24 protein-coding genes are annotated in these 24,894 nt (G+C 36.3%); 10 read left to right on the top strand and 14 right to left on the bottom strand.

The annotated features are described in order from the left end of the window. Positions 1–202 precede the first annotated feature (202 nt). From H9635_RS08850 to H9635_RS08840, 3 genes are all read left to right on the top strand, one after another. Positions 203–520 carry a thioredoxin family protein gene (locus H9635_RS08850; RefSeq protein ID WP_191699820.1) on the top strand — a complete coding sequence of 106 codons (318 nt, stop codon included), beginning with the start codon at positions 203–205 and terminating at the stop codon, positions 518–520. 231 nt (positions 521–751) lie between these two features. Continuing rightward, positions 752–1,957, top strand: coding sequence for an MFS transporter (locus tag H9635_RS08845; protein WP_191699819.1), 1,206 nt, complete (start codon positions 752–754; stop codon positions 1,955–1,957). Positions 1,958–1,959: 2 nt separating this feature from the next. After that, positions 1,960–2,571 carry an NAD(P)-dependent oxidoreductase gene (locus H9635_RS08840; protein ID WP_191699818.1) on the top strand — a complete coding sequence of 204 codons (612 nt, stop codon included), beginning with the start codon at positions 1,960–1,962 and terminating at the stop codon, positions 2,569–2,571. 48 nt (positions 2,572–2,619) lie between these two features. Here the strand turns inward: H9635_RS08840 and H9635_RS08835 are convergent, their stop codons facing one another. Beyond that, positions 2,620–3,543, bottom strand: a complete 924-nt coding sequence (locus H9635_RS08835; RefSeq protein ID WP_191699817.1) for a hypothetical protein — start codon at positions 3,541–3,543, stop codon at positions 2,620–2,622. Next, on the bottom strand, positions 3,509–4,036 hold the full coding sequence (locus tag H9635_RS08830; protein ID WP_191699816.1) for a sigma-70 family RNA polymerase sigma factor: 528 nt from the start codon (positions 4,034–4,036) through the stop codon (positions 3,509–3,511). Before H9635_RS08830 ends, H9635_RS08835 begins: the two co-directional genes overlap by 35 nt. Positions 4,037–4,167: 131 nt before the next feature. On the opposite strand from H9635_RS08830, the gene H9635_RS08825 reads away from it, so the two are divergent. From H9635_RS08825 to H9635_RS08810, 4 genes are all read left to right on the top strand, one after another. Next, positions 4,168–4,695 (top strand): C39 family peptidase, encoded by a 528-nt coding sequence (locus tag H9635_RS08825; protein WP_191699815.1) that lies wholly within the window; start codon positions 4,168–4,170, stop codon positions 4,693–4,695. Between the two features lie 83 nt (positions 4,696–4,778). Beyond that, positions 4,779–5,870, top strand: a complete 1,092-nt coding sequence (locus tag H9635_RS08820; protein WP_191699814.1) for an endospore germination permease — start codon at positions 4,779–4,781, stop codon at positions 5,868–5,870. Further along, positions 5,863–7,290, top strand: coding sequence for a spore germination protein (locus tag H9635_RS08815; RefSeq protein ID WP_191699813.1), 1,428 nt, complete (start codon positions 5,863–5,865; stop codon positions 7,288–7,290). The genes H9635_RS08820 and H9635_RS08815 overlap by 8 nt, the downstream gene beginning before the upstream one ends. Further along, on the top strand, positions 7,287–8,420 hold the full coding sequence (locus H9635_RS08810; RefSeq protein ID WP_191699812.1) for a Ger(x)C family spore germination protein: 1,134 nt from the start codon (positions 7,287–7,289) through the stop codon (positions 8,418–8,420). Before H9635_RS08815 ends, H9635_RS08810 begins: the two co-directional genes overlap by 4 nt. 55 nt (positions 8,421–8,475) lie before the next feature. Here the strand turns inward: H9635_RS08810 and H9635_RS08805 are convergent, their stop codons facing one another. The 5 genes from H9635_RS08805 to H9635_RS08785 all read right to left on the bottom strand — a co-directional run bounded on the left by H9635_RS08805 (position 8,476) and on the right by H9635_RS08785 (position 14,969). After that, positions 8,476–9,354 carry a 5'-3' exonuclease gene (locus H9635_RS08805; RefSeq protein ID WP_191699811.1) on the bottom strand — a complete coding sequence of 293 codons (879 nt, stop codon included), beginning with the start codon at positions 9,352–9,354 and terminating at the stop codon, positions 8,476–8,478. A 69-nt stretch (positions 9,355–9,423) separates the two neighbouring features. After that, positions 9,424–10,908 carry a histidine ammonia-lyase gene (hutH, locus tag H9635_RS08800; protein WP_191699810.1) on the bottom strand — a complete coding sequence of 495 codons (1,485 nt, stop codon included), beginning with the start codon at positions 10,906–10,908 and terminating at the stop codon, positions 9,424–9,426. A 288-nt stretch (positions 10,909–11,196) separates the two neighbouring features. Next, positions 11,197–13,200, bottom strand: coding sequence for an ABC1 kinase family protein (locus tag H9635_RS08795; RefSeq protein WP_191699894.1), 2,004 nt, complete (start codon positions 13,198–13,200; stop codon positions 11,197–11,199). Between the two features lie 13 nt (positions 13,201–13,213). Then, a complete protein-coding gene (locus H9635_RS08790; protein WP_191699809.1) occupies positions 13,214–13,651 on the bottom strand; it encodes an SACOL1771 family peroxiredoxin in 438 nt (145 codons plus the stop codon). A gap of 103 nt (positions 13,652–13,754) precedes the next feature. Continuing rightward, the gene (locus tag H9635_RS08785) at positions 13,755–14,969 is read right to left on the bottom strand and encodes a carboxylate--amine ligase (RefSeq protein WP_191699808.1); all 1,215 of its coding nucleotides are present in this window, start codon (positions 14,967–14,969) and stop codon (positions 13,755–13,757) included. A 173-nt stretch (positions 14,970–15,142) separates the two neighbouring features. Between H9635_RS08785 and H9635_RS08780 the strand changes: the two genes are divergently transcribed. After that, positions 15,143–16,066 carry a DUF4003 family protein gene (locus H9635_RS08780; protein ID WP_191699807.1) on the top strand — a complete coding sequence of 308 codons (924 nt, stop codon included), beginning with the start codon at positions 15,143–15,145 and terminating at the stop codon, positions 16,064–16,066. Positions 16,067–16,129: 63 nt separating this feature from the next. On the opposite strand, the gene sstT is transcribed toward H9635_RS08780, so the two are convergent. Next, positions 16,130–17,341 carry a serine/threonine transporter SstT gene (gene sstT, locus H9635_RS08775; protein WP_191699806.1) on the bottom strand — a complete coding sequence of 404 codons (1,212 nt, stop codon included), beginning with the start codon at positions 17,339–17,341 and terminating at the stop codon, positions 16,130–16,132. Positions 17,342–17,651: 310 nt separating this feature from the next. Beyond that, entirely contained in the window at positions 17,652–18,578 is a 927-nt protein-coding gene (locus H9635_RS08770) for a bile acid:sodium symporter family protein (RefSeq protein ID WP_225231204.1), read from the bottom strand. Positions 18,579–18,747: 169 nt separating this feature from the next. Between H9635_RS08770 and H9635_RS08765 the strand changes: the two genes are divergently transcribed. After that, the gene (locus tag H9635_RS08765) at positions 18,748–18,951 is read left to right on the top strand and encodes a hypothetical protein (protein ID WP_191699805.1); all 204 of its coding nucleotides are present in this window, start codon (positions 18,748–18,750) and stop codon (positions 18,949–18,951) included. Between the two features lie 53 nt (positions 18,952–19,004). Here the strand turns inward: H9635_RS08765 and H9635_RS08760 are convergent, their stop codons facing one another. The 4 genes from H9635_RS08760 to H9635_RS08745 all read right to left on the bottom strand — a co-directional run bounded on the left by H9635_RS08760 (position 19,005) and on the right by H9635_RS08745 (position 22,496). Next, complete coding sequence (locus H9635_RS08760; protein WP_191699804.1) at positions 19,005–19,163, bottom strand: hypothetical protein; 159 nt, start codon at positions 19,161–19,163, stop codon at positions 19,005–19,007. A gap of 146 nt (positions 19,164–19,309) precedes the next feature. After that, positions 19,310–20,374: a hemolysin family protein gene (locus H9635_RS08755; RefSeq protein WP_191699803.1), complete on the bottom strand. Its 1,065-nt coding sequence runs from the start codon at positions 20,372–20,374 to the stop codon at positions 19,310–19,312. Positions 20,375–20,429: 55 nt separating this feature from the next. Further along, complete coding sequence (locus H9635_RS08750; RefSeq protein WP_191699802.1) at positions 20,430–21,758, bottom strand: hemolysin family protein; 1,329 nt, start codon at positions 21,756–21,758, stop codon at positions 20,430–20,432. Between the two features lie 264 nt (positions 21,759–22,022). Continuing rightward, the gene (locus H9635_RS08745) at positions 22,023–22,496 is read right to left on the bottom strand and encodes a Fe-S oxidoreductase (protein WP_191699801.1); all 474 of its coding nucleotides are present in this window, start codon (positions 22,494–22,496) and stop codon (positions 22,023–22,025) included. A gap of 176 nt (positions 22,497–22,672) precedes the next feature. Between H9635_RS08745 and H9635_RS08740 the strand changes: the two genes are divergently transcribed. After that, complete coding sequence (locus tag H9635_RS08740) at positions 22,673–23,101, top strand: hypothetical protein (protein WP_191699800.1); 429 nt, start codon at positions 22,673–22,675, stop codon at positions 23,099–23,101. Between the two features lie 84 nt (positions 23,102–23,185). Here the strand turns inward: H9635_RS08740 and H9635_RS08735 are convergent, their stop codons facing one another. Further along, positions 23,186–24,871 carry a methyl-accepting chemotaxis protein gene (locus tag H9635_RS08735; RefSeq protein ID WP_191699799.1) on the bottom strand — a complete coding sequence of 562 codons (1,686 nt, stop codon included), beginning with the start codon at positions 24,869–24,871 and terminating at the stop codon, positions 23,186–23,188. Positions 24,872–24,894 lie beyond the last annotated feature (23 nt).

Here is a 24,894-nt window from a genome sequence, read left to right as displayed (position 1 = left end):
TTTGAAATGAAAAAAAAACTTCAAACAGCTTTTCTGTTCTTAGTGTAGATTATTTTGATAATTTACGCAATAATTTTCTCACAATTTTAAATAAAATTATTATTCTTATATTTTTATTGAGAGTAATAACGTGTCTTAAGTTAAATTACTTTTCGTAATCTACTTGTTTCGTGTACAATGTGCTATAAGGAGCGTGATTAATATGCAAGAAATTACAACAATTGAACAATTTACAGAACTAACAAGTAAAGAAAAACCGGTAATCATTAAATTCTTTGCCGGCTGGTGCCCGGATTGCACACGTATGGATATGTTCATCAATCCTATTATTGCAGAATATAATCAATATGATTGGTATTCAATTAACCGTGACAACTTCCCGGACTTAGCAGAGAAATATCAAGTAATGGGTATTCCTTCACTACTAATCTTCAAAAATGGTGAAAAGTTAGCTCACTTGCATAGTGCCAATGCTAAATCACCAGCACAAGTTGAAGAATTTTTAAACGCACAGGCTTAATAGTTCTTTTAAGATGAATCCAAAAGTTTACATGCTTTTGGTTCATCTTATTTTTAAGTAAATAACTAGTCAGAATGTAGTTTTCCGATTACAATTGAGTACGTGAAAATTTTCTAATTCAACGTGAGTAAACACCAGTTGTTAGAAAATATGCCTTGGCGGATTTCACGGATTTTTTTATGGATTTTTTTAATTCGCCGGGCACAATTTAATAGTAAGAAAGGAATTTTTATGACTTCAGATCAAAGAAAAAAATTGGCGTTACTTATGCTTAACATGTTTATTGCTGTTGGGAGCTTTGGAATTATTATTCCGATTATCCCCTCTTATTTAAAAGAACTTGGGCAAGGCGGAACAGCTGCAGGATTAATTATTGCCATTTTTGCATTTGCACAATTTTTAGTATCGCCAATTGGAGGGAAATGGGCAGATAAATATGGTCGTCGCCCGCTTATTAATATCGGACTACTAACATTAGCAATCTCGATGTTTCTTTTTTACTTCGCCGATTCTATTTGGCTCCTTTACTTATCGCGCGCAATTGGTGGAATTGGTTGTGCATTTTTAATTCCGGCAATTTACGCATATGTTGCAGATATTACGACGATGGATCAGCGTGCAAAGGGAAATAGCTTTATTTCTGCTTCGATGTCCCTTGGTATAGTTATTGGTCCTGGTATCGGTGGATTTTTGGCGGATTTCGGTTTGAAAACACCACTTCTTGTATCCGCAATCGTCGGTCTTTTAGCATTTGTAGTATCATACTTTACGCTTAAAGAAAGCTTGGAAGAGGTTGTAGAAACTGCAACTCCTCAGCTTATCGATAACAACCAATCGATGATTAAAGATATTATTTTATCAGTTAAAAAGCCTTTCTTCATTCCATTAGTTATTACACTTATTATGAGCTTCGGCTTAATGTCATACGAAACCGTACTTGGTCTGTATGTCGACGATAAATTTGGTGCAACCCCACAAGAAATTGCCTTTATGATTACTTCAACCGGATTAATCGGTGTTATTATGCAACTATTCGTTGTCGATCGACTTGTAAAGTCAATTGGGGAAGTAAATGTACTGAAATTATTTTTAATTGTTACAGCTTCTGGATTTTTCCTTTCTATTATTGCAGGAAGCTATACGATGTTCTTTGCAATTTCGTTATTGATTTTCCTGGCGACATCTATTTTGCGTCCTGTTTTAACGACATTAATTTCAAAAATGGCAGGTAATGAGCAAGGGTTTGCGATGGGTATGAATAATGCTTATATGAGTATCGGAAATATTATGGGACCTCTTCTTGCAGGTGCGTTATATGACATAGATATTTTATATCCGTTTATTGCAGGATTAATTATTTTAGTTTTAACGATTATTTTTACATTCATGTGGAAAGGCGTTAAGATTCAAAGAGCAGCATTAAAAGGAGGTCATTAATTATGAAAATTATTGTATTCGGTGCTACAGGCGGTGTCGGGCAGCATTTTGTTGAAATGGCTGTTGCAGCCGGACACAGTGTCACAGCATTTGTTCGTACACCCGAAAAATTAAAAACAGCTGGTGTCAACGTTATCCAAGGTGATGCATTTAACGCTCAGCAAGTGGCCGATGCGATTGTTGGTCATGAAGCAGTTATTTCATGCTTAGGCTCAAGCACAGGAATGAAAAAATCAAATGAGCTTGAAACAATGGGTAAAAACATTGCAGATGGAATGGAAAAAGCTAGCGTGAAGCGTTTAGTTTACTGTGCTTCAGCAGGTGTGGATGGTGAAATCCCTGGTATTATGGGGAAAATGATGATGAAAATGCTGGCAAATCCTTTGGCAGATCACCGCGCTGCATTAAACTATTACAAATCAAAAGGTGTTGTCTATACTATCGCTCGTCCAATGGGATTAAAAGATGACCCATTGAAAACAGATTATAAAGAAGCGTTTGATACAGTTCCGAAAGGCTCAAGCACGATTCCAAGAGCAAGCGTTGCACATTTTATGGTAAAGGCGCTAGATGATGCGAAGTATGAAAATACTTCAGTTGGTTTATGTAGCTAGACTTAAACAGACGAAAACTACCCCAAAGGTTGAGGTAGTTTTTGTTTTTTATTTGGAATCAATTAATTTGATTTTCTCGGCTAATTGATAGAAATGGTCTGTTAATGCTTTAGGAATTTTAAATGTTGTCCATGTATTATTGATTACATCATTTTTTATTACAAAGCCTTCTTTATTTCCCTCCTTTAACCAAAGCTCCAGTCTTCCTTTCTCACCATTTTTATATTCAATATTGATCATATATTCCGATCTCTCTAAATCAATGAACTCTTCATACACTGTTGCTTGGCTGAATAATTCAGTAATCTCTCCTAAATCTTTTTCTAAAATATAGGCATATGTCCCAATACCACCAATCTTATAAATCCCCAACGATTGAATCTCATCGTCTAGTAGAACATCACTGAGTTGAGGCTTATTTTCAAATGCATAAGGTATGATATATTCGTTACCCTTTTCATCTACTAAAATACGTGGAGCGGTACGGGTTAATGTCCAGCTAAAGCTATCATCACCGGTAATGAAATATTGATTGTCTTTTGTTTCGATCTGAATATTTGTATACGTTTCCTCGATTAATTCCCCCGAATAGGGTTTTTCATCTTCTGATTTCGGCTTTTCTAAATAGATGCGTGTATCACTCTTATAATGAAGTGTTCCATTATTAAACACATACATGATTCTGCTCTCTTTACGATTTTGAATAAACATATCTTTTAAATGCTCAGGCTTTGCTAAATACACATCCTCTTCTTCTGTGTCCACCGCTAATTGTTCGTCTGACTGTGGAATAAAGTAGAGTATTGTTCCAACAGCTAAAAAAAGTAGGAATATGAAGGCAGGTTGTAAGAAGGGCATACTCTTTTTACTCCATTTCTTGCCATCCAGCACCTTTTGAACAAATGCTTCATTCATCAGCGGTTCGCTCCCGATTGTCTCATCTATTGCTCGTTTCACTTGAGAATTCGTCAACCCATTCACCACCTTCTAATTGTTTTCTTAGCTTTTCACGTCCACGCTTTAGTCTTGTTTTTACGGTATTATCTGAAATTGATAGGAGCTCTGCAATTTCATCAATCTTCAACTCTTTGTAATAAAACAAAATAATAATTTCACGGTATTTTACTGGCAAATCAAGCACTGCATACCCTAATAGGCGATTATCGTTTTGCTCGAACACTTGTTGTTCAGTGGATTTGGTTACTTGGAAAATTCCCTGGATTTTATTCGTTAAAACAGTATTTTTATAGCTCCAACTGCGGAGATAATCATAGCTGCGATTAATTGTCATACGATATAGATACGTTCGATAACTCGCATCACCGCGAAATTTGTCTTGCTGCTCATATGCTTTTAAAAGCACATCTTGCACAATATCTTCTGCCATTTCTTTATTTTTGACATATGTATAGGAAAGCCGAAGTAATTCCTCGCCATGTGTTCTGACAAATTGCTCAAGCTGCATATAATCCCCCCCTTTTTTTATTTTGGTAACCGTTAGACGGAGCTGTTCTATTTTTAGTTTCAAATCATTAAGGATTATTTTTTTTAAAATTGGGTATATGATAATTTTATAACACAATGGAGGTATTAAGTATGCGGGTATTATTAAATGTTAATGGCAGGTCACAATATAGTTCGGACATCCGACCTGAATATCAAAACTCAGCATGCGGCCCGACGACTGCACACGTTATTTTGAATTACTTATGCGAAGATGAGACGATCCGTACAAAAGATGTAAATGAATTTTATAAATTATTAGGTGGAACAAAAATTGGACTTTTTAAATGGCGGATGATCAGAAACTTACGTCGACTTCTTGGAGATGATTGGTGTGTCGAAGAATGTACTTTAACCCAGGCAATTGAACAATTACGCTTGGGGAATCCGGTTGCGATGAAGTTTGATGTGTACTTTACCGGACAGTTCCTAAAAAATTATAACCCTCTCTACAAGTATCATTGGGTACCGTTGATTGGCTATGAAATTAAAGATGAAGAGCTTTTTTTAACAATTCATGATAACGGTGGCCGGAATCGTGAAAGCCAAATCCGAACATTTAAGTATGATGACAATCGCAAAGTTTTAAGTTATGTAAAAATCGAGCCAAAAGAGCACTAGCAAATAGCTAGTGCTCTTTTTATTCATCAGAATAAAAGTTGGTTCAATTGGTTATTACTGTATAAAAAATGCGAGGAAAATTTATGAAATCAATTGGCTCTATCAGTCTTTTACATATTATTTTTTTAACAATGACATTTATCGGATTAAAAAATCACGTTACAATCATCCCTTCCCTGCTTAACGGTGCAGGTAGAGATGCATGGATATCGGTACTAATAGCAACACTATTAATTATTCCTTGGTTACTGCTCCCTCTTTTAACATTAAAGAAATTAAAAGATGAATCTGTTCGGCAATATTTAATAAAAAGATATCCAAGGTTTGGTAATGCTCTTATATATGTCATCGTTTTTTATCTAATTTTAATGGCTGCCATTACGATGCACGAAACGTTACAGTGGGTTTCTACAACTTTTTTAATCAATACACCCTTTTTATTACTATTTTTCTTCTTTACATTTGTTTGTTTTTTACTTGCTACATCTTCCATCTTAACGATAACGATGGTCAATGTTATCGTATTATTCGTTGTCGTAGTTCTCGGTTTTTTTGTTGCCTTTGTTAACATTCAGGTAAAAGATTATTCATTGTTAATGCCCTTTCTTGAGCATGGGTTTACACCGGTTTTTGCATCTATGCTATATCCTGCCTCAGGCTTTGTAGAAATCTATTTGTTGCTATTTATTCAGCAACACTTTAAAACCAAGCTAAAATATAGTCATTTGTTAATTATGCTACTTTTACTTTTAGGGTTAACAATGGGACCATTAATGGGAGCTATTGCGGAGTTTGGACCAGTTGAAGCAGCAAAACAGCGCTATCCAGCTTATGAAGAATGGCGTATCGCTTCCATTGGCAGTTATATTAACCATGTAGATTTTTTCTCGATTTACCAGTGGCTTACAGGAGCCTTTGTCCGAATTAGCTTTATATTGTTCATAGCGATTGAATTAATAGGATTCACCGGACAAAAGAAAAAAATATGGAAGTATATTGTGCCAATTTTCGTCTTCCTTTCACTACCTCTTTATTTACTCGATGACAGTATATTTAGTAAATGGAAGGGGCAATATTTTTTAATAAGCACCACAATTTTCTTTTTCTTACTTTCAATTATTCTCTTTGTATTAGTAAACCGTAAACCAAAGCAAAAGGTGGGAAATGATGATTGAACAAGCTACCTTAAAAAAGCAATTTGATAATTGTGCTGATATTCGCTTTCAGACATTCGACTTTCCAGCAAGTAATGTAATGCTTATAACTTGTGAGGCAATGACAGACAATCATTTATTCAATGAAGTAGTCGTACCGAGATTAAAAGTTGCATGCCATCAAAAGGATCAATTTGATGAAGCGATTTTAATGCAGAAACTGCATCTTCCACAGCTTCAGAAAATTGATGATTTACAAGAGGCCGTTACGAATGTATTTAGCGGGTTTATTCTTATTTATATTGAAAGTTTAAAGATCTTGTTATGTAGTAATATTGAAAAAAAACCTAATCGAAGCCCGGAAGAGACTAATTTAGAAGTAATGATTAAGGGACCACGAGATAATTTCATTGAAGATTTAGGTGTCAATATTGCACTTATTCGCAAACGACTGCCAACGAATTCGCTATCCGTGGAGAAAATAACAATCGGAACACGCTCCAAAACAAAGGTAGCGATTTTATATTTTAATGACATTGCGGATTTATCTATATTAAAACAAATAAAACAGCAGCTTTCATCAGTTGAAACCGATGTTATCCTAAGTGGTGAATTATTGCTTGAAAGCTTTAATAAAATTTCATATCTTGTTCCGCTGAATGATACGACAGGTCGACCCGACTTTGCGATGCAATCTCTTACTAAAGGGCGCTATATCATTTTGGTAGATGGCGTTGCATACGCAATGATCACACCCATTAATATTTTATTATTACTCAAATCTGGAGAGGATAATGATTATCCGCCAATCTTCACCTCCTTGGAAAGGTTATTACGTCTAGGGAGCATTTTAATCTCACTTTTACTTCCTGCTTTTTGGCTTGCCTTAACAACTTTTCATCAAGAACAGCTGCCAATTCAATTGCTTGCAACCGTAGTACAAGCAAATACCGGCTCACCGTTGCCTTCAGCTCTAGAAATGCTAGGTATGCTCTTAATGTTTGAACTATTTCGCGAAGCTGGATTGCGCCTACCAAGTATATTAGGTGGAACTATTAGTGTTGTTGGTGGATTAATAATAGGGGATGCAGCCATTCGGGCAGGGATTACGAGCCCCGCTATGATCGTAATTATTGCAATTTCAACAATTGCTACGTTTACACTTGTCAATCAATCTTTGGTTACTACTATAAGCATACTGCGAATCGCATTTATTATTATTACATCAATTTTTGGGCTTTTTGGATTTTTCTTATCGATATATATGTGTCTAGTTTACCTAGCGAATATTCGTGTTTTTGGTGTGCCTTATTTGAGTGTACCTGCTAATTTAAGTTGGAGTAATTTTAAGATGTCCTTTTTCCGCCCACCACCAAATTCGAACAATAAAAGATCAGATTTATTAAATTTAAAAGATAAAAAAAAGGAAAATAAAAAATGAAAAAGCTCCTCTTCTTTCCATTGTTGCTATTACTTTCTGGATGTTGGGATACCAACCAAGCTGAGAGAATGTATTATATTCACGGACTGGGAATGGATTATAAAGATGAACAGTTTGTTATATATGCACAAATCGTTGCTTTTACCAATATTGCCAAAAGCGAACAGCCAAATCCTGATGCAACTCAAGCAGAAGTTGGAGTTGCAAAAGGGCGGACGTTCGATGAAGCCTTTTTCAATTTGTATCAATCGATGGATGAGCGCGTTTTTTTAGGCCATTTAAGATATGTTGTTTTTTCTGAAAATATTGCAAAGGAAAACAAAGTTGAACCCATTATAGATTCATTTATTAGATATCGTGAATTGAGGTATACGACTTGGGCTTATATGTCAGATTCACCTCTTGACGAAGTTTTGCTCATCACACCGATTATTAATAAATCCATTACTCTCTCTAAGCTTTCAGATCCACTCAGTTCATTTAGTCAATCATCCAGGGTACAGCCCATACAATTTCGTGAACTCATGATTCAATTAAATGAACCTAGCTATGAAGCAAAAATACCGTTTGTTGAAATGAGTGAAAACTGGTCGAAGGAAGATGGACCAGATCCTGTTTATAAATTTAAAGGCATCAGCATTCTAAATAGGGATTCTGGCTTTAAGGGCAATTTATTAGGGGACGATATAAACGGTGTACAATGGCTCACTGATAAAACAAAACGTTCAGATGTAACTGTTAAATGGGGGGAGTCTAGAGAACCATATACAACGACAACAGTTGACGAGGTGCATCCAGAAATTACCCCCGTTGTTACAAATAACAAGGTGCAATTCGATATAAATGTTAAATTAGTCGTTCAAACAAATGAAATACTTGATCGAAATAAATTGAATTCATTGAAAAAGGAAATTGAACAGCAAGTAAAAAAAGAAATCGAACAAACATATAAAGCCTCCTTACAATTCGACTCTGATGTTTACCGGTTATCGGAAGTATTGTATCGTAAAAATGTGAAGGCTTGGAAGGAATACGAGAAAGATGGAAAAATCCCTCTTGATGAATCTACAATCCGTAAATTGGATGTAGAGCTTGTAAAAGTTAAAGGTGAACGTATTACTTCAGATTAAAAGAAAGAGCTGTGCTGAACGTCAAATTGACGCTCGGCACAGCCCTTTTTCATCTTTATCTATAAATTGCACGTGCATGCTTGGCGATTAGACGATAGCCTCTTTGCTCAATCAGTTCGAACAAGTCCGGCATATAGTCAGTCAAACGTAATGCTTCAAAATCACATTCAATCGTTGCTGAACAATCAATTGTAGCTAGCTGATGAGAAAGCCTTAACATCTGTTCATTCTCACTTATTTTAATACGCTGTCCTGGCTTTAATGTCGGTAATGCAGCTAACACTCCTTCAATAGAGCCATGGTTTTGTATGAGCTGAAGTGCTGTTTTTGGACCTATACCTTTTACACCTGGGTATCCATCACTTGAATCCCCCATAAATGCTTTTACTTCAGCAAATTGTTTTGGCATAATACCGTATTCCTCGATAAAGCGGCTTTCCGTATACACATCGTACTCAGTATAGCCTTTTTTCGTAAAGGCAATTGTTGTAGAAGGATTTAATAATTGCAGTAAATCTTTATCGCCGCTGATTACGGTAATTTGTGCTTCGTCCTTCCATTTTTCAATCATAGAGCCAATTAAATCATCTGCTTCCAGACCATGCGTACCAAAGTTTTGCCAGCCAATCATAGCCGATACTTCTTTTGCCATATCAAATTGGGGCAGCATTTCTTCAGGTGGGGCCGGGCGATTTGCTTTATACCCTTCATATAAGTCATTGCGGAACGTATGTGCACCCATATCCCAACATACAGCTAAATGAGTAGGTTTCATTATATTTTGCGCTGTTAATACATGACGTACAAATCCTTGCACCCCATTAGAAGGTGTGCCGTCATCCAGTCGTATAAATTGATTCATAGCAGCCGACGCAAAAAACGATCGGAACAATAGCGCCATCCCATCAATAATTAGTAAATGTGGTTTTGTCATAGTAATCTCCTCTTTTGCTAGTAGAAATATATTATAACAAACTTCGGAATGTTAATCGTTCACAATTACTTACATATTAGGTTTTAAGTATTCAATAATACGATTAATATCACGACTAAAAATGCGGTCTTCTGTCATAGCAGGCGCAATCTCCCGTATCTCGTTCCACTTTTCCAACAATTTCGGAGACATCTTATCCACTCCGCGATATTCAGCTGCTTGTGCTGCACAGAAAGCTTCAATTGCCAGTACATTGCGTACATTGGCAATAATCATACGTGCATGGCGGGATCCGGTTGTGCCCATTGATACATGATCTTCCTGATTTGCTGATGAAGGAATAGAATCAACAGAAGCTGGATGTGCCAGTGTTTTATTTTCAGAAACTAGACTGGCCGCACTATACTGTAAAATCATTGCTCCGGATTCTAGCCCTGGATTCGCACTTAAGAAAGGTGGTAACCCTTCGTTTAATTGAGGATTTACTAATCGTTCAATCCGACGTTCCGATACATTCGCCAATTCGGCCATACCAATTTTTAAAAAGTCCATCGCAAATGCAATCGGCTGCCCATGGAAATTACCACCCGAAATAACAACGTCTCCATCCTCAAAAATGAGCGGATTGTCTGTTGCTGCGTTCATTTCGATTTCCAACTTTTCTTTTACATAATTTAACACCTGCCAGCTTGCACCATGAATTTGTGGAATACACCGCAATGAATATGGATCCTGCACACGCTTTTCACCTTGATGTGTAATAAGCTTGCTGTCTTGCAACCATTCACGCATACGAGCTGCAACATCCATTTGCTCTTTCATACCGCGCGCTTCATGAACAGCAGGGTGAAATGCATCGATAATACCGTACAAACTTTCCATTGTCATCGCGGCAATCCACTCACTAGCATAGGCTAACTTTTCTGCCTCTATATAATTGACTACTCCTTGTGCTGTCATTGCCTGTGTACCGTTAATTAAAGCAAGCCCTTCTTTTGCCTGTAATTCTATTTTAGATAGCCCCCTCTGTTCAAACACTTCATGTGAAGATTGGGATATACCATTTACAAAAACATCCCCTTCACCAATTAGGGCCAATACTAGATGAGAAAGCGGTGCTAAGTCTCCCGATGCTCCAAGCGAACCTTGTTGCGGAATTACCGGTATTACATCTTCATTAATCATATATAATAATCGTTCCAAAACTTCTAATCGAATACCTGATAACCCTTTCAATAAAGCGTTTAGCCGAAGCACCATCATTGCTTTGGCAACCTTCTCCGTAAAAGGCTCACCAAATCCACATGCATGTGAACGAATTAAATTCACCTGCAGCTTGCTTACCTCTTGCTCTGCAATTTTTACATCGCTGAATTTACCAAATCCAGTATTAATGCCGTACACTGTTTTATCTTGTTGTACAATTCGTTCCACCGCTTCACGGCTTTTTACAACTCGTACTTTTGCTTCTTCAGCAATCTCAACTTTTTCCTTGCTATATAAAATCTGTGCTAATTGCCCCATCGATAAATTCTGGCCATTCAGTTGAATCATTTGCCCACTTCCTTCTTCATTATCCTATTACTCTTAATTTATTATTGTACAAATAACAGTTTATTTCTACTCATTTATTAAATAAATTACGTTTTTTCATACAAAAAATCCATTTTTACTAGCTTTAATGCATATTTTATCTAATAATACATTTCCATACTATCAGGTTGATTGTCTAATGAATTAGTATTTCATTATAGTAAAGCGTTAAAGTGAATCATTAGTTAGATTAAAAAATTGCCCAGTGCTGCTACTTTTTCCGCAAAAAAAGAGACCCACTAGGGGTCCCTACATTTTATTTGTTCGCTTCATATCTCGGATTGCCTGAATTGATAAACGTACGAGTAAAATCGCACATAAAAATAATCCTAAATATGCAGCAGTGTTCAAATAAATCGCATATGCATTATGAATAAATTGCGAGATTGCGAGAAGTGCAACAGAAATAATACCGAACGTAATTCCGACAAGGAGTAATACAAATCTGGAAAATAACTGTGTGACAAACATTGAATTGGCTTTATCAGAAAAAATATCGTGATGTAATATGATTTTGCCACTCTCGACCTTTTTAAACAACTGATCAATGCGGCGCGGAACTTTTCGTAAATTAGGTATTAACAATGCCAGTTCTTCTTCAAGGTACTGTTTTGTTTCAAGCGGCTTCTTAAATGGCTTCAATAAATTCATTTTTAAATAATCATTCGAGAAGTCTTTAACTTCACTAAATATTTTAAAACCTGGGCAAATAATTGAAAGGGTGCCATCTAAAGTTATAATTGCACGTAATGCCACGTTAACAGAAGGGTAAAAATGTAGGCCGAACTCGCGAACGACCGAGAAAATGGAATACATTAACTCGTCTGTCGGTACATTCGATACATAATTAATTTTCAATAGAATTTGACTAATTGCCTGCTCCATCTCTTGATGTTTTATCTTATCAGCATTTTCAACTAGTTGACTAATACCATCAACTACAATAGCCGCATCATTTTGATGTATGCCAACGAGGAAGTACTTCAAACCTTCCTGCTGATGTGCCGCTAATCGTCCCACTGCCCCATAGTCCAGAATCGCTACACGTCCACTCGTTTCCTCCACATAAATATTACCTGGATGTGGGTCTGCATGGAAAACTCCTGAAATAAGTGCCTGTTCCAAAAATATTTTGAGTAATGTTTGGGCAAATTCATGTCGGTCAATTTGTAAATCAGCAAATATATTATGCGCGACGGTTACCGACTTCCCTTTAACATGCTCCATCACTACTACATTTGAGTTACTACATTCAGGGTATACTTTCGGGATTTTTACATCGATGCTTCCGCGCTCTACAATTTTTGCGACTTGCTCCATATTGCGGGCTTCAATGTTAAAATCGGTTTCTTCACTCAATGCCAAGCTAAAGCTTTTTGCTAAATCATAAAAACCAAGACTTTCAGCCCACTGTGATTTAGACGTTATCCAGCTTGCAAACTCCATTAAAATGGACAAATCTTCATGCATAATGTTTTTTACATCAGGACGCAAAAATTTTACAACGACCGGCTCATTTGTTTCCTTTAGAATTGCTTTATGTACTTGACCAATTGAAGCAGATGCTAAAGGCGTTTTGCTGAAATAGGAAAATATTTTAGTTGTATCTGCATTGAAGTTTTCCTTTATTATTTGGTCCACTTGCTGCTCAGAGAGAGGCTTTACGGTTTGCTGTAGCTTTTCAAGTTCATCAATGAAAACTGGGGACAATAGCTCTTTGCGGGTTGACAGAACTTGTCCAAACTTTATAAATACTCCACCGCATTGTTCAAGAGTCTCGCGTAATGCCTTTGCCAGCTCACGTTCATCTTCACGGGCACGGGCATATTTCATCGTTCGTGTAACCCCATTTTTCACAGCAATACTAACAACTTGGCGCAAACGTTTTTGTCGTTTCCAATACGTAATGAACGTTCTAAAATACGAGCGCCTCCCAACAGGTGTCCCTTTTTCATTTAATTCAATCGGATCAAAGAGCTCAAAAAGCAAATAAAAGAGCATGGAAATAAGGAGCATACTTCCTAACCATAATAGTGTCGCGATATTAACAACATTGGAAACAATACCCTGGTCATAGTAGTCTGAACCACGTAGGTATGTATACCAAAATACGAAGGTTGTAAAAGCAACACTAATTATTACCGACATAATTCTTTTGGTTAAGCTAACGTGCGAACCAATTAATCGACCGCTAATGAAAAAAATAATTACCGCTGCAACTAAAAGTTGGATGACTGCTGAAACGATATCCATCATAATCGCCCCTTTATTTCAAAGTTAAATGTACTTCTATATCTACATTCCCTTTTAACGCCTTACTAATCATACATGTTTCCTCCGCTTTATATGCATAGCGTTCTGCAATACGCCGCCCACGATCATCTTCTTTGTTTTTCAGTATTATAGATACATAATGATGAATTGACTTATAAGTAAAGACGCCGTTTGTCACATCAACAAATCCCTTTGACTCCAACGTAAGTTCAGCCTCTATTTGACTTCTTTCAAGCATAGCCGCAAGCGTAATCAAATAGCACGTAGCCGCTGCTCCAAGTAACATTTCGTCCGGATTTGTACCAATACCAGGTCCATTCATTTCAGGTGGAATCGATATTTTCGTTTGTAAACGTTCTGCCGAAAGCTCTCCTACCGAATTACGCCCCCCCGGCCAATCTATATTTAATGTAAATGTATGTATTGTCATGAATATTCACTCTTTTCATTTTTCTTTTACTATAACATTATTTATAGTATTTCCCGACAAAAAAAGCCCATCAACAAGAGTATCTCATTGATAGGCTTCGACTTTACCAGACGTTTTCTTTGTACTTTTTATAATAGTTCACTTGACGTATAAACATGTAAAATTTACGTTTTAAATGCTTGTCCTGCTTGTAGAATAGTGGATTGACTAGTTTCTTTTCCTGAATTAGGCGCTCGATATCCTTTTTCACTTCTTCATCATTGACGAAATTTTTCAAAACGATTTTAGGCACAACTGAAAACAGCACGTCCCCTTTTAAATAGCTGCATGGCTTTGGTATATCGTAAATTAAATCTTCTACAAAATAGCGGGCCATATTATGACCCATTGCATTAATATAGTAACTTGATCGACCTTGACGAATGTTAACTTCAAACACCTTAAACTTTCCATCGCGCTCATCGTATTTCAAATCAAAGTTACCGTACCCACGATAATCCACTGCTTCTAAAAATCCGCGCAGTTTTGTCATCACTTCTTCATTGAAACGGGAAATTAATGCAGTATAATTTCCAATTGCAGTTTTTGTATGCTCCTGCAGAACAACTTGAGCAAAGGACACTAGCTGTGTTTCGCCTTTCGTATTTACATAAATAACAGAATCCCACATTGCGGTATCATCACCAGGAATATAATCCTGAATAATAAGCTCATCGTTATAACCACTATTTTTAATCATGTCGATTACATTTTGTACTTCTTCTTTATTTTCCACTTTAAATACTTTTGCCTGTCCTTCAAACGGATGGCGGCTATATTCAATCCCATTGCTCGGTTTGATGATAACAGGATACATCATTTCCTGCTCAAAAGCCCCGTCCTTCTGGCAATCATAAAATACTGTTGTTGGAATATCGATACCAAACTGCTCACACAGCTTGTAGAAGTTGGACTTAATTTGCAAGTCATTCATTAAATCTTCGTTGATGTAGTTGAATACAAAATAATCCTGTAAAATAGCCCGATTTTCAATAATTAAGCGGACATATAAATCATTCGTACCGACTAAAATTAACTTTTCTGCTTCTTTTTCATATTTTTTTGCAACACTAATTAAAATTTTCGCAAATTGTGTCGGATCGCCCAACTTTTTATCATACTCAATCGCACGTGGTATGTTACTTAAATTGGTAAAGGGCAATACACCCTTCCCTACTAAAACTGGACGTATTTTATATTCTTCATGGAACGAGATTGCCATGTTATATGCATTAATATCAGTTCCTACAATAATCGGTAAAAAACGTTGTTGGGTCATAACTTACTTCCTCTCAATTTGTTCACGGTCTTTCATTTGATTTTTCACATATTTATCATACAATACTCTTTCGATTTATGCTGTATTTTACAAACGAATTTTGTCAAACAATGTTCCAGATTTTGAAACTTCTCTTCTTTTAAAACGTACGTATTAAGTAAGAGGTGATCGCTTTGAATGCTCAATTACAATTGTTTTTTACTAACATCGATAAAATTAATTTATACTTTGGCTCGGATGCCAAATCTTTTTATATTGATTTAGCACTGAAGCTTACAGTGCGTAATGTCATTTTTCATTATGAAGATTATGAAGCGATTCGGCAGGAAATTAAGAATCATACGAAATGGTATCACACGGCACGGGTCAATCAACAGGTTATTAATACATATTATGTCCACTTTGCAAAACAGCCCGAAAAAATCGGTGAAGCACTCAATCTTTATAAAAGTTTGACGAAGCAGTTTTCACGTGGCGAACATAGCTATATAACGTCTGCCTATTTAACGTCAGAAGATGATATGGACCGTATCCAGAAACTGTTAGCTGATTTAATGAAACAACCAAGCCTGAAATATTCTCCAATAAAACCTGCCACATGCGCAATACTGGCTAGGCGACCAGAAGATACAGGGATTTTGGCTAATACTATTGAGCACTACTATAAGGAACTCGTGTCTATCGGTTATGAACGGAAAGACGCCACTAAAAATGCCGCTCTTATTTTAACGATTGGAACAGGTACATTTGACGAGTTTACATTTTCAAGGCTGAAGGAGTTAACTTTATTTATAAAAAATACGGAAACAAAACTGAAATCCTGCCACTATGCAACAATTGCCCTGCTGGCGCTAGCAAAATTTGAAGTACATCAGTTTCCGGCACTTTATGATATCCACAATGAAATATGCCGCACATTGAAACTAAATCGAAATCAATGCAACACCTTACTTATCACTACACAAATCTATACTTCGAATGAAGCAATCGGTGACATACCGTCGAATGAATCGTATTACTCTGATATTATTTTCTCTGCAGTTGAATCAAGCTCTTCTGATGGCGTGAGTGACGGTGGTGGCGGTGGCGGAGATTAACCTTCTAAAACAAAAAACTATACTGGACGGCAATTTTTACCGTTCAGCATAGTTTTATTTTTGTTAATTTTGTTTACGTTCCTTCGCATATTCAGCAGCTGCTGTAAATACGATATCTGTTGAAGAATTAAGAGCTGTTTCACACGAATCCTGAATAACCCCAATAATAAATCCTATTGCTACTACTTGCATCGCAATATCATCTGAAATGCCAAGTAAACTACAAGCTAAAGGTATTAATAATAAAGATCCCCCGGCTACACCCGATGCACCTGATGCAGAAAGAGCTGCCATTACCATTAAAATGACTGCAGTGAAAAGATCTACTTCAATTCCTAACGTATGAGCTGTTGCCATCGTTAAAACTGAAATCGTAATGGCTGCTCCGCCCATATTGATCGTTGCGCCTAAAGGTATGGATACGGCATAAGTATCTTTGTCCAAATTCAGTTTTTCTGCCAATGCCATATTAACCGGAATATTCGCTGCCGAACTACGTGTGAAAAAGGCAGTGATTCCACTTTCTTTTAATGATGTTAATACTAATGGGTATGGATTTCTTCTTGCCACTGCAAATACAATGAGTGGATTCACAACAAGTGCGACGAAAAACATTGTTCCAACCAATATGATAATTAATCGGAAATACTCGCTTAAAGCTGAAAGACCAGTCGTATAGACCGCTTCAAACACAATCCCCATAATCCCTAATGGAGCTAAACTAATAATCCATTGTACGACTTTTGTAATCGCCTCCGAAAAATTAGCAATAACACCTTTTGTTGAGTCATTCGCCGCTTTCAACGCGACCCCTAAAATAACAGCCCACGCCAGGATACCAAGGTAGTTTGCTTCCATAATCGCACTAACTGGGTTTGATACGATATTAAATAATAATTTTTCGAACACTTCCATAATCCCGCTTGGCGGTGCTACATCCTGTGCTACTGTTTTTAATGTTAATGTCGTCGGGAAAATAAAACTTACAACAACCGCGACAAATCCGGCAGCTAATGTAGCAACCCCATATAAAGCAAGTACTGTCTTCATATTTGTTGATTTGCCACCGACATGTGAAGCAATTGCATTAATAACTAAGATAAACACTAAAATTGGTGCAACTGCTTTTAAAGCTAAAATAAATAAAGTCCCTAAAATAGTAATTCCACTTACAGCCTCTGGAATTGTCAATGCTAGTACAACCCCAACGATTATCCCTACGATAATACGGCTAACTAAGTTAATGCTGTTCCATTTACCTAACATTCTTTTCATAATTCCCTCCGCTATTCTAAGTTGTTAACTTACTTCGTGATGTTGAAGCGAGTGTAGGATTATCTGTGATGAGTAAAAACATCCTCTAAAGATTCTCCTTCTAAAACACTTATTATGTTAATTTAATATATTTCAATAATACATTGTCCCCCTAATTAACACAACTGTATTTTCTGGAAGTACATCGATAAAAGTTCTTAAATTACAGCAAATTACTACTATAACTTGCTTTTCCCTTTAAAAAACTCGAATAAAATTATTAAATAACTAAATTTCAAGAGCATTATATACATAAGGATATTTTTATCCGCTATTTTCGAATTATTTTATAGAAAATAGATGCGAGTATTTGTTGAAATAACATGCCAAACACGACCGGCATGGCAACTTTTGATGGAAAGTATGTCGTTGCTAGGACTACTCCTACTGCGATGTTCCTCATTCCTCCATTAAAAACTATCGCAACTTGATCCTCTTTAGACTTCCAGAATAGCCGACTGAGTATGAGCGAAAAAACATATCCGGATACCGCCAATAACAACACAATCCCTATTACTTTCGCCAACTCTAAATTTATATTCTTAACATAAGGAGCAATTGCACTGCTATTCACCATAATAATCGCAAATAAACAGAGCTTTGAAATGAGCGATAAAGGGCTGCCGTATTTTTCGAGTAATACCCCTTTTGTCCATTCATTTATAAAAATTCCTAATAATGATGGTAAAACAATCATCCAGATTAAATCAAAAACTAGTGACAGCATATTAAGCTGTATTGTCTCACCTACCACAAAGAATAAAACTAGTGGCATTAGAAGTGGTGCGATTAAAGTATCGATTAAAATAATTGCTAAACAAAGCGGCAAATTCCCTTTACTGATCGTCACCCAAATCACACTCGTCACACCTGTTGGTACTGCTACAGATATTAAAAAACCTATCGTTAATAATCGATCATCAAAAATTAGTTCTGCTAAAAGGAAAGCCCACAAAGGCATTATTATATGTAAAAATCCAATCATAAATAAAATCGTTTTCGGATATTGTCTAAATACCTTAATATCCCGAAACTTCAAACTTAAACTGCTAATTAACGTCATTAATGCAAATAAAATGGGTACTATAAATAATAAATGCGCACCAATATTTTCTAAAAAAACGCCGATTATTAAGCTTAGGGGGGTTAATACGGGGATCCACTTTTGAATAAATTGATTCAGTTGTTGTACGATCATTGCGTTACTCCCCCTACTTCTTTAATTTATAAATTGTATCATATTCAAAAATACAAGTTAGCACAGTAGAATTAGATAATTACTTAAAATAATTTCTATCATTTTAATTAGATAACTTTACGAGATTTATGTTATTTTTATGATGTAGTAGTGGAAGGAGGTTTTTGGCATGTCATTGTCTAAAGGTGGATACCTTATATTATTTTTAGGGGTCCTGTTATTAGTAGGATCGATATTTTTTACGACAAACTGGAGTATGGAAGCCTGGCTCATCTTGTTTATCATTAGCATCGTTTTATGTGCGGTAGGTATTTTAATGCTCATCATTCATTTAGTGAAGCAAATTAAACTAGAAAAACAGAATCGTCTTTAACACAAAATCGATACCCTCTTTTAAAAAAGGGCATCGATTTTTTTTAGTGGAATTTATTTTTCTTCCCTTACGGAAATAATTTTTACAGCTTCTTCATATTTAAGGCGGATCGTTTTTCTAGCGTTTATCGCAGACCTGGCTTTTACCGGTATTCGCTTTTTTTCACCATTATGCTCCACTTCCACTACAAAACATTTTGCACCACATTGCATTTTTATTTACTCCTTTCTTTCATTATAAAAGGTTTAGTTTAAAAAGGCTGATGGAACGGTTTGTAAAGATGGCATATAAAAAGCCGTAATGTAAAAAACGATCACTATGCTCAGTGGCAAAATGATCGTTTTTAAGGTTGCGGGATTTAGTTTGTATAGACTATATTACCATCATCTTCGTCTTCAATCTCTCCAACGATTTCTGATAATATATCTTCCATCGTAACAAGCCCAATTGTAACCCCTTTTCCATCGGTAACAATCGCCATATGATTGCGTGTTTGCTGCATTTTTAAAAACACATCTTTTATCGCAACGGTTTCTTTATAGCGAGGGATTTCACGAATATATGAAGTCATATCATTAATACGTCCTGCAGCAATATCCGTCAGCATTTCTTTCGAATTCACAAAGCCGATAAAAGCCGATGTATTTTTACTTCGGTCAATAACCGGATAACGTGTAAATTCAAATTCCTCGATAACAGCTAGCATTTGCTCCAGCGTAAAGTTTTTTTCCAGTGTTACAATTTCACTGCGCGGAATCATAACTTCACGCAATTTACGGGAATCAAAGGCGAAAATATTTTCTAAATAGGCAAGCTCGGTTTTATTGATTTCTCCGCCTTCATAACTTTGTGTCACAATCATTTTCAACTCTTCTTCTGAGTATACCGTATCATGACCAGCTGGTTTCACACCGAATATTTTCAATAATCCCTGAGCAGAACCATTTAGTACTTTTATAAATGGAGCTGTTATTTTACCAAACCAATAAAGTGGTGGCGCCAATATTAACGTCATCTTTTCTGCATATTGAATCGCCAGCGTTTTTGGCATTAATTCACCTAGTACTACGTGTAGGAATGTTACAACCGATAAGGCAATTGCATAAGAAAGTGCAGTCGCAATCGCTGCCGGAATGTTGAACTGGTCAAAAACCGGCTGAAGCATTTTCTCAACTGTTGGTTCACCTAATGCACCGAGTATTAAAGCTGTAATTGTTATACCAAGCTGACAGGCGGATAAATAATAGTCCAAATCCTGTGTAACTTTTTTGGCTGTAATCGCCTTTTTATTACCTTCTGCAATTAGCTGATCAATACGTGACATACGCACTTTTAAAATTGAGAATTCAGCACCTACGAAAAAGGCGGTTAATAAAATAAAAATCGCAACTAAAATTAAATTTATTATTATAATACTGTCCAATTAATTCCCCCGAAAATTGAGGGATTCACCTCCAAGACAAATAAATATCGTTTATTTACTGTTGAAACTTATACTGTTTTAAAATGACTTCTTTAATTTGAAGATTGTCCATATCCGAAATTGTCCAGCTATGGTCATCGAATTTAATTTCATCACCAATTTGGAGTTCTTCCCCATTTTTTACCGAGTCAATGCTCGTATGTTGAATCCATCCACCAATCGTATCGATTTCTTCACTGTCCTCAAATTCAAAGCCGAAACGATCTTCCAGTTCAACTAGTAATACGCGTCCGCTTATCGTATATTCATTTTCACCGGATTTACGGATTTCATCTACTTCATCTTCATCAAACTCATCACGGATTTCGCCTACTAGCTCTTCCAATACGTCTTCCATAGTCAGTACACCGGATGTGCCACCATATTCATCAATGACAACTGTCATATGTACTTTTGCCATTTGCATTTTCAATAAAGCATCCTGAATGCTTGTTACACCTAAAACAAACGGAACTTTTCTTACAAATTGATCCAACTGAACTTCTCGGTTAGAAACGATATGACTGAGAAGCTTATTGGCATTGACGACACCGATAATACGGTCTTTATCATTATTTTCAACGACAGGATAACGTGTGTAGTTATGTTCATCTAATATTTGAACGATTTCCTCCGCACTCATATCTTTATCGATTGTTATTAAATCTGTACGTGGTACCATAATATCCTTTGCATCACGCTCATCAAATGCAAACACATTTTCCAAATATTTCAGCTCTTGCTGATCAATTTGGCCGCCTTGAAAGCTTTGTGCCATTATAATTTTAAGCTCTTCTTCCGAGTATGCCTGATCTTCACTTGATGATTTGACACCAACTGCACGTAAAAGCAGGCGCGACGTTCCATTTAAAGCCTGTATAAATGGATACATCACTTTACCGAACCAATAAAGTGGTCCCGCAAGCATTAATGTCACTTTCTCCGAGAACTGAATTGCCAATGTTTTTGGCGCCATTTCACCGATTACTACATGCAGATAACTTACAATCGCCAATGCAATAACATAAGATGCAGCAGAAGCTACAATATCCGAAACATTTAACCAATTAAATATAGGATACATTAATTCCTTTACGTACGGCTTTGTAAAAGCACCTAAGCCGATTGCTGTAATAGTAATACCAAGCTGGCAAGCAGATAAATAATAATCAAGGTCACCTGCTACTTTTTTTGCTATGACTGCCTTTTTATTACCTTCTAAAATCAATTGATCAATACGCGACTTACGGATTTTCACGACAGCGAATTCTGCTGCAACGAAGAAAGCTGTTAAACCTAAAAAGATAATTAATAAAATGATGTTTAATATGGTGTTTACGTCCAATTACTTCCCTCTAGATGAGGGATTCACCTCCAAAATGAATTGCTATAATTTTTTATTCTTCTATTTTTATGTACCCAAATTGAGCAATAGCATGCTCAATATAAGAAAGAATATGATGAGTATGATTAAACTAGCAACCAAAACCATCACGTTATAGTTTAAGAAGATTATATATTCTTTTTTTTGTGATAGCAAATTATCTCCTCTAAAAAGGAAAGGAATTTTCAGCCTTTTTTTACAAAGCCGAAAATTCCTTTTTGTTTTCTATTCTACATCTACTGAAGATTTGATTATTTCACCATTAAACAACTGTACTTTTTTATAATCATTTTTTTCCACTTGTAAAACAAATGTGTGAGGAACTCCCTCTACATCGCATGACTCACCTTTAGCATCGATTAGTTGAACAGATAAAAAATCATCCTGATTATATACACCATCGACGGAAGTACCACAGCCATCTGAATAAGTAACGATAAATACAGCCATATATTTGTCCATATCAATTGAAAAATTTTCTACATTAAATCGTCCTTGAAGTGCTTCAAATTGTGACGGCGTATTGGCATATGCAATATAAGGAACGAGTGATTCATAAATAGGAGCAATTTTCTCTTCATAATGAACTAATTCGAATGGTACCGCCTGCTGTTCTGTAAATTTAGTATGTTGTTTCCCTTCTCCATCACTGCAGCCGGCTAGCAATAATAAAAATAGTGCGAGCATATATTTTTTCATTTTTTAATTCCCTTCTTTGAAACCTATTCTTCGTGATTTTATTAAAATTCCGCGCATTAATCAAATTTCCAATGCTAATATGTAAAATTATAACAATTATATAGGCTATACCCTAGAAAGTAGTGCATTTTCTAACATAGATTAGCAATGAATACTTTAAGAAGGAAGGTAAATTTTTGACTCAAAATCCATTTAACCCATTTGACAATAGCCCCAATCAACAACCATTCAGCCCATTTTTTCCGCCACCGTTTAATCCATCAAGTCCATTCCCGATTGGTCCGCCTCCACCACCAGGAGGGGGTAATACGCAATTTCCAGGCGGCCCACCTCAACCAGGAGGAAACACACCTATGCCTATGGGTCCACCTCCTGCTTTTACACCACAAATGCAATTGTCTGCTTCTCAATCGCAGCAAGGTTCGAGCGGCATAAGACGGTGTATTTACAGGAATACGTTTATTTGGCAAAGAAATGGTGATAGCTTCTGGTTTTTCCCAACTTTCGTTACTTCTAATATAATTTTAGGCTTCCGTTGGGGACGATTCGGTTGGGTATTCAGCACTGTAAATCGCAATTCTATCCTTACATTCCAGTGTTTTTAAAAGATTAAATAAAAGCTCTTATGATGCAGTGAAAGTCCTGCTTCATAAGAGCTTTTTTTGTTTTTACTTACTTTAGGGAATATTTTATACTTTAAATTTCCCGATTTCATTTTGTAATTCAGCTGCACTATCTACTAAAGAAACAGCTATACCGCTTACTTCCTGCATCGTTGCCGATTGTTCTTCCATCGCTGCGGCAACGGAAATCATACTTTGAGAAGCACTACCTGCTCCACTTGCAATTTCATTTACAGAAGCTGTCACTTCCTCAGAACTTGCTGAAAGTTGCTCTGCTGTTGCCGAAATCTCTTCGATTTGTGTTGTCATTAAATCAACTGCTCCAACAATTTCATTGAATGATTCACCTGCGTGACCAATGATTTTTACGCCGTCATTTACTGAGTTAATTGCGCTTGAAACAGCTTGCTCTACATTGAAAGTATCACGCTGAATTTCCATTGTTAACCCAACAATGGAATTTGCCGATTGCTTCGAGCTTTCTGCAAGTTTGCGAACTTCATCAGCTACCACTGCAAAACCTTTCCCATGCTCTCCCGCACGTGCCGCCTCAATTGCTGCATTCAAGGATAATAGATTTGTCTGATCTGTAATGTCCGTAATAACCTTTGTCATATTTTCAATTTCGACCGTTTGTGCCGATAGCTTTTGTACAAGTTCGTTCACAGTAGAAGTTGAGTGATTGATTGTCGCCATCTGCTCTTGAGCACTTTCAATAATTTGAGCACCTTTTGTAGCAGTCGAACTTGCATCCAACGATGAATTGTGAAGTACTTGAGAAGCTTCCGCGATGCGCTGAACACCGTGGGCAGTTTCTTCCATTGCACGAGCACTTTCATTTGAAGCAACTGCTGAATTTTGTGCCGCATCTGCAGTAATCTCAATTTGCTGTGTCACATCTTCTGTCGTTGCAGTAATTTCTTCCGCACTTGCTGAGAGCTCCTCAGCAGCAGCAGTTAATTGTTGTGAATTATTTTGAACAGATTGGATTAAGATTTGCAGGTTTAGCTTCATCTTATTAAAAATTGTGCCTAGTTGCCCAATTTCATCTTTTGATTGAATTTTTATTGTAGGATGTGTTAAGTCCCCTTCTGAAATATGTTCTGCTGCGTTCATTAAAGTCGCCAAAGGTTTTACGATAGATTTTTTTACAAATAAAACCATAAGGAAGCCGACTATAAGACTTATCAGAACGGAAACCATTGAAACTATTTTTGAAGTTGTCATTGTTTGTTCGGTTTCGTTCTTAATTTCATCCAACTGTGATTTCTGGAATGTAATCATATCATTCGCTACATTTAAAATCCCCACGTTCGCATTTTGCAAATCATTATTTACGATATTTGTACTCGCTTGGATATTGCCAGTCTTAAGCGTAGCTAGTAGTTTTTCGACACTTTCGTTAAATTGATTATTAAATACTGTGATTTCCTCTATATAAGATTTCATTGTATTTGTTGTAGCTAAATCTTCGAGCTGTTTAATATTTTCATCTAATTTACCTGCATATGTAAGCAAATTTTCCTGGTTCTTATTGGAATTTTCCAAGATAAGTGCTCGTCCATATAATCCTTGAAAAGCAAGGTTTGCCCGAATGTCATCAACTAAACGAATTTGCTCTACACGATTATCTAATGCCTCTGTTTGTTTTTCATCAATCATGTTTAAGTTGATGAATACAATAACAGCGGTAATAATCATTATCGCAATAATTGAGTAAAAAGCTAAATTTAATTTAGTACCCAGTTTCATAATAAATCCCCCATATAATATAT

The sequence above is a fragment of the Solibacillus faecavium genome (genome assembly GCF_014836905.1).
GTDB classification, from domain to species: Bacteria; Bacillota; Bacilli; order Bacillales_A; family Planococcaceae; genus Solibacillus; species Solibacillus faecavium.
Note: the sequence above shows the minus strand (reverse complement) of the source record. Positions and strands in the feature narration are given on the sequence as shown.

Coding starts and splice junctions, on each gene's coding strand:
- H9635_RS08805 (WP_191699811.1), bottom strand. CDS start 9,354: ATGACAAAACCACATTTACTAATTATTGATGGGATGGCGCTATTGTTC.
- H9635_RS08825 (WP_191699815.1), top strand. CDS start 4,168: ATGCGGGTATTATTAAATGTTAATGGCAGGTCACAATATAGTTCGGAC.
- H9635_RS08815 (WP_191699813.1), top strand. CDS start 5,863: ATGATTGAACAAGCTACCTTAAAAAAGCAATTTGATAATTGTGCTGAT.
- H9635_RS08845 (WP_191699819.1), top strand. CDS start 752: ATGACTTCAGATCAAAGAAAAAAATTGGCGTTACTTATGCTTAACATG.
- H9635_RS08810 (WP_191699812.1), top strand. CDS start 7,287: ATGAAAAAGCTCCTCTTCTTTCCATTGTTGCTATTACTTTCTGGATGT.
- H9635_RS08760 (WP_191699804.1), bottom strand. CDS start 19,163: ATGCAATGTGGTGCAAAATGTTTTGTAGTGGAAGTGGAGCATAATGGT.
- H9635_RS08820 (WP_191699814.1), top strand. CDS start 4,779: ATGAAATCAATTGGCTCTATCAGTCTTTTACATATTATTTTTTTAACA.
- sstT (WP_191699806.1), bottom strand. CDS start 17,341: ATGAAAAGAATGTTAGGTAAATGGAACAGCATTAACTTAGTTAGCCGT.
- H9635_RS08735 (WP_191699799.1), bottom strand. CDS start 24,871: ATGAAACTGGGTACTAAATTAAATTTAGCTTTTTACTCAATTATTGCG.
- hutH (WP_191699810.1), bottom strand. CDS start 10,908: ATGATTCAACTGAATGGCCAGAATTTATCGATGGGGCAATTAGCACAG.
- H9635_RS08785 (WP_191699808.1), bottom strand. CDS start 14,969: ATGACCCAACAACGTTTTTTACCGATTATTGTAGGAACTGATATTAAT.
- H9635_RS08770 (WP_225231204.1), bottom strand. CDS start 18,578: ATGATCGTACAACAACTGAATCAATTTATTCAAAAGTGGATCCCCGTA.
- H9635_RS08765 (WP_191699805.1), top strand. CDS start 18,748: ATGTCATTGTCTAAAGGTGGATACCTTATATTATTTTTAGGGGTCCTG.
- H9635_RS08850 (WP_191699820.1), top strand. CDS start 203: ATGCAAGAAATTACAACAATTGAACAATTTACAGAACTAACAAGTAAA.
- H9635_RS08790 (WP_191699809.1), bottom strand. CDS start 13,651: ATGACAATACATACATTTACATTAAATATAGATTGGCCGGGGGGGCGT.
- H9635_RS08745 (WP_191699801.1), bottom strand. CDS start 22,496: ATGAAAAAATATATGCTCGCACTATTTTTATTATTGCTAGCCGGCTGC.
- H9635_RS08795 (WP_191699894.1), bottom strand. CDS start 13,200: ATGGATATCGTTTCAGCAGTCATCCAACTTTTAGTTGCAGCGGTAATT.
- H9635_RS08840 (WP_191699818.1), top strand. CDS start 1,960: ATGAAAATTATTGTATTCGGTGCTACAGGCGGTGTCGGGCAGCATTTT.
- H9635_RS08830 (WP_191699816.1), bottom strand. CDS start 4,036: ATGCAGCTTGAGCAATTTGTCAGAACACATGGCGAGGAATTACTTCGG.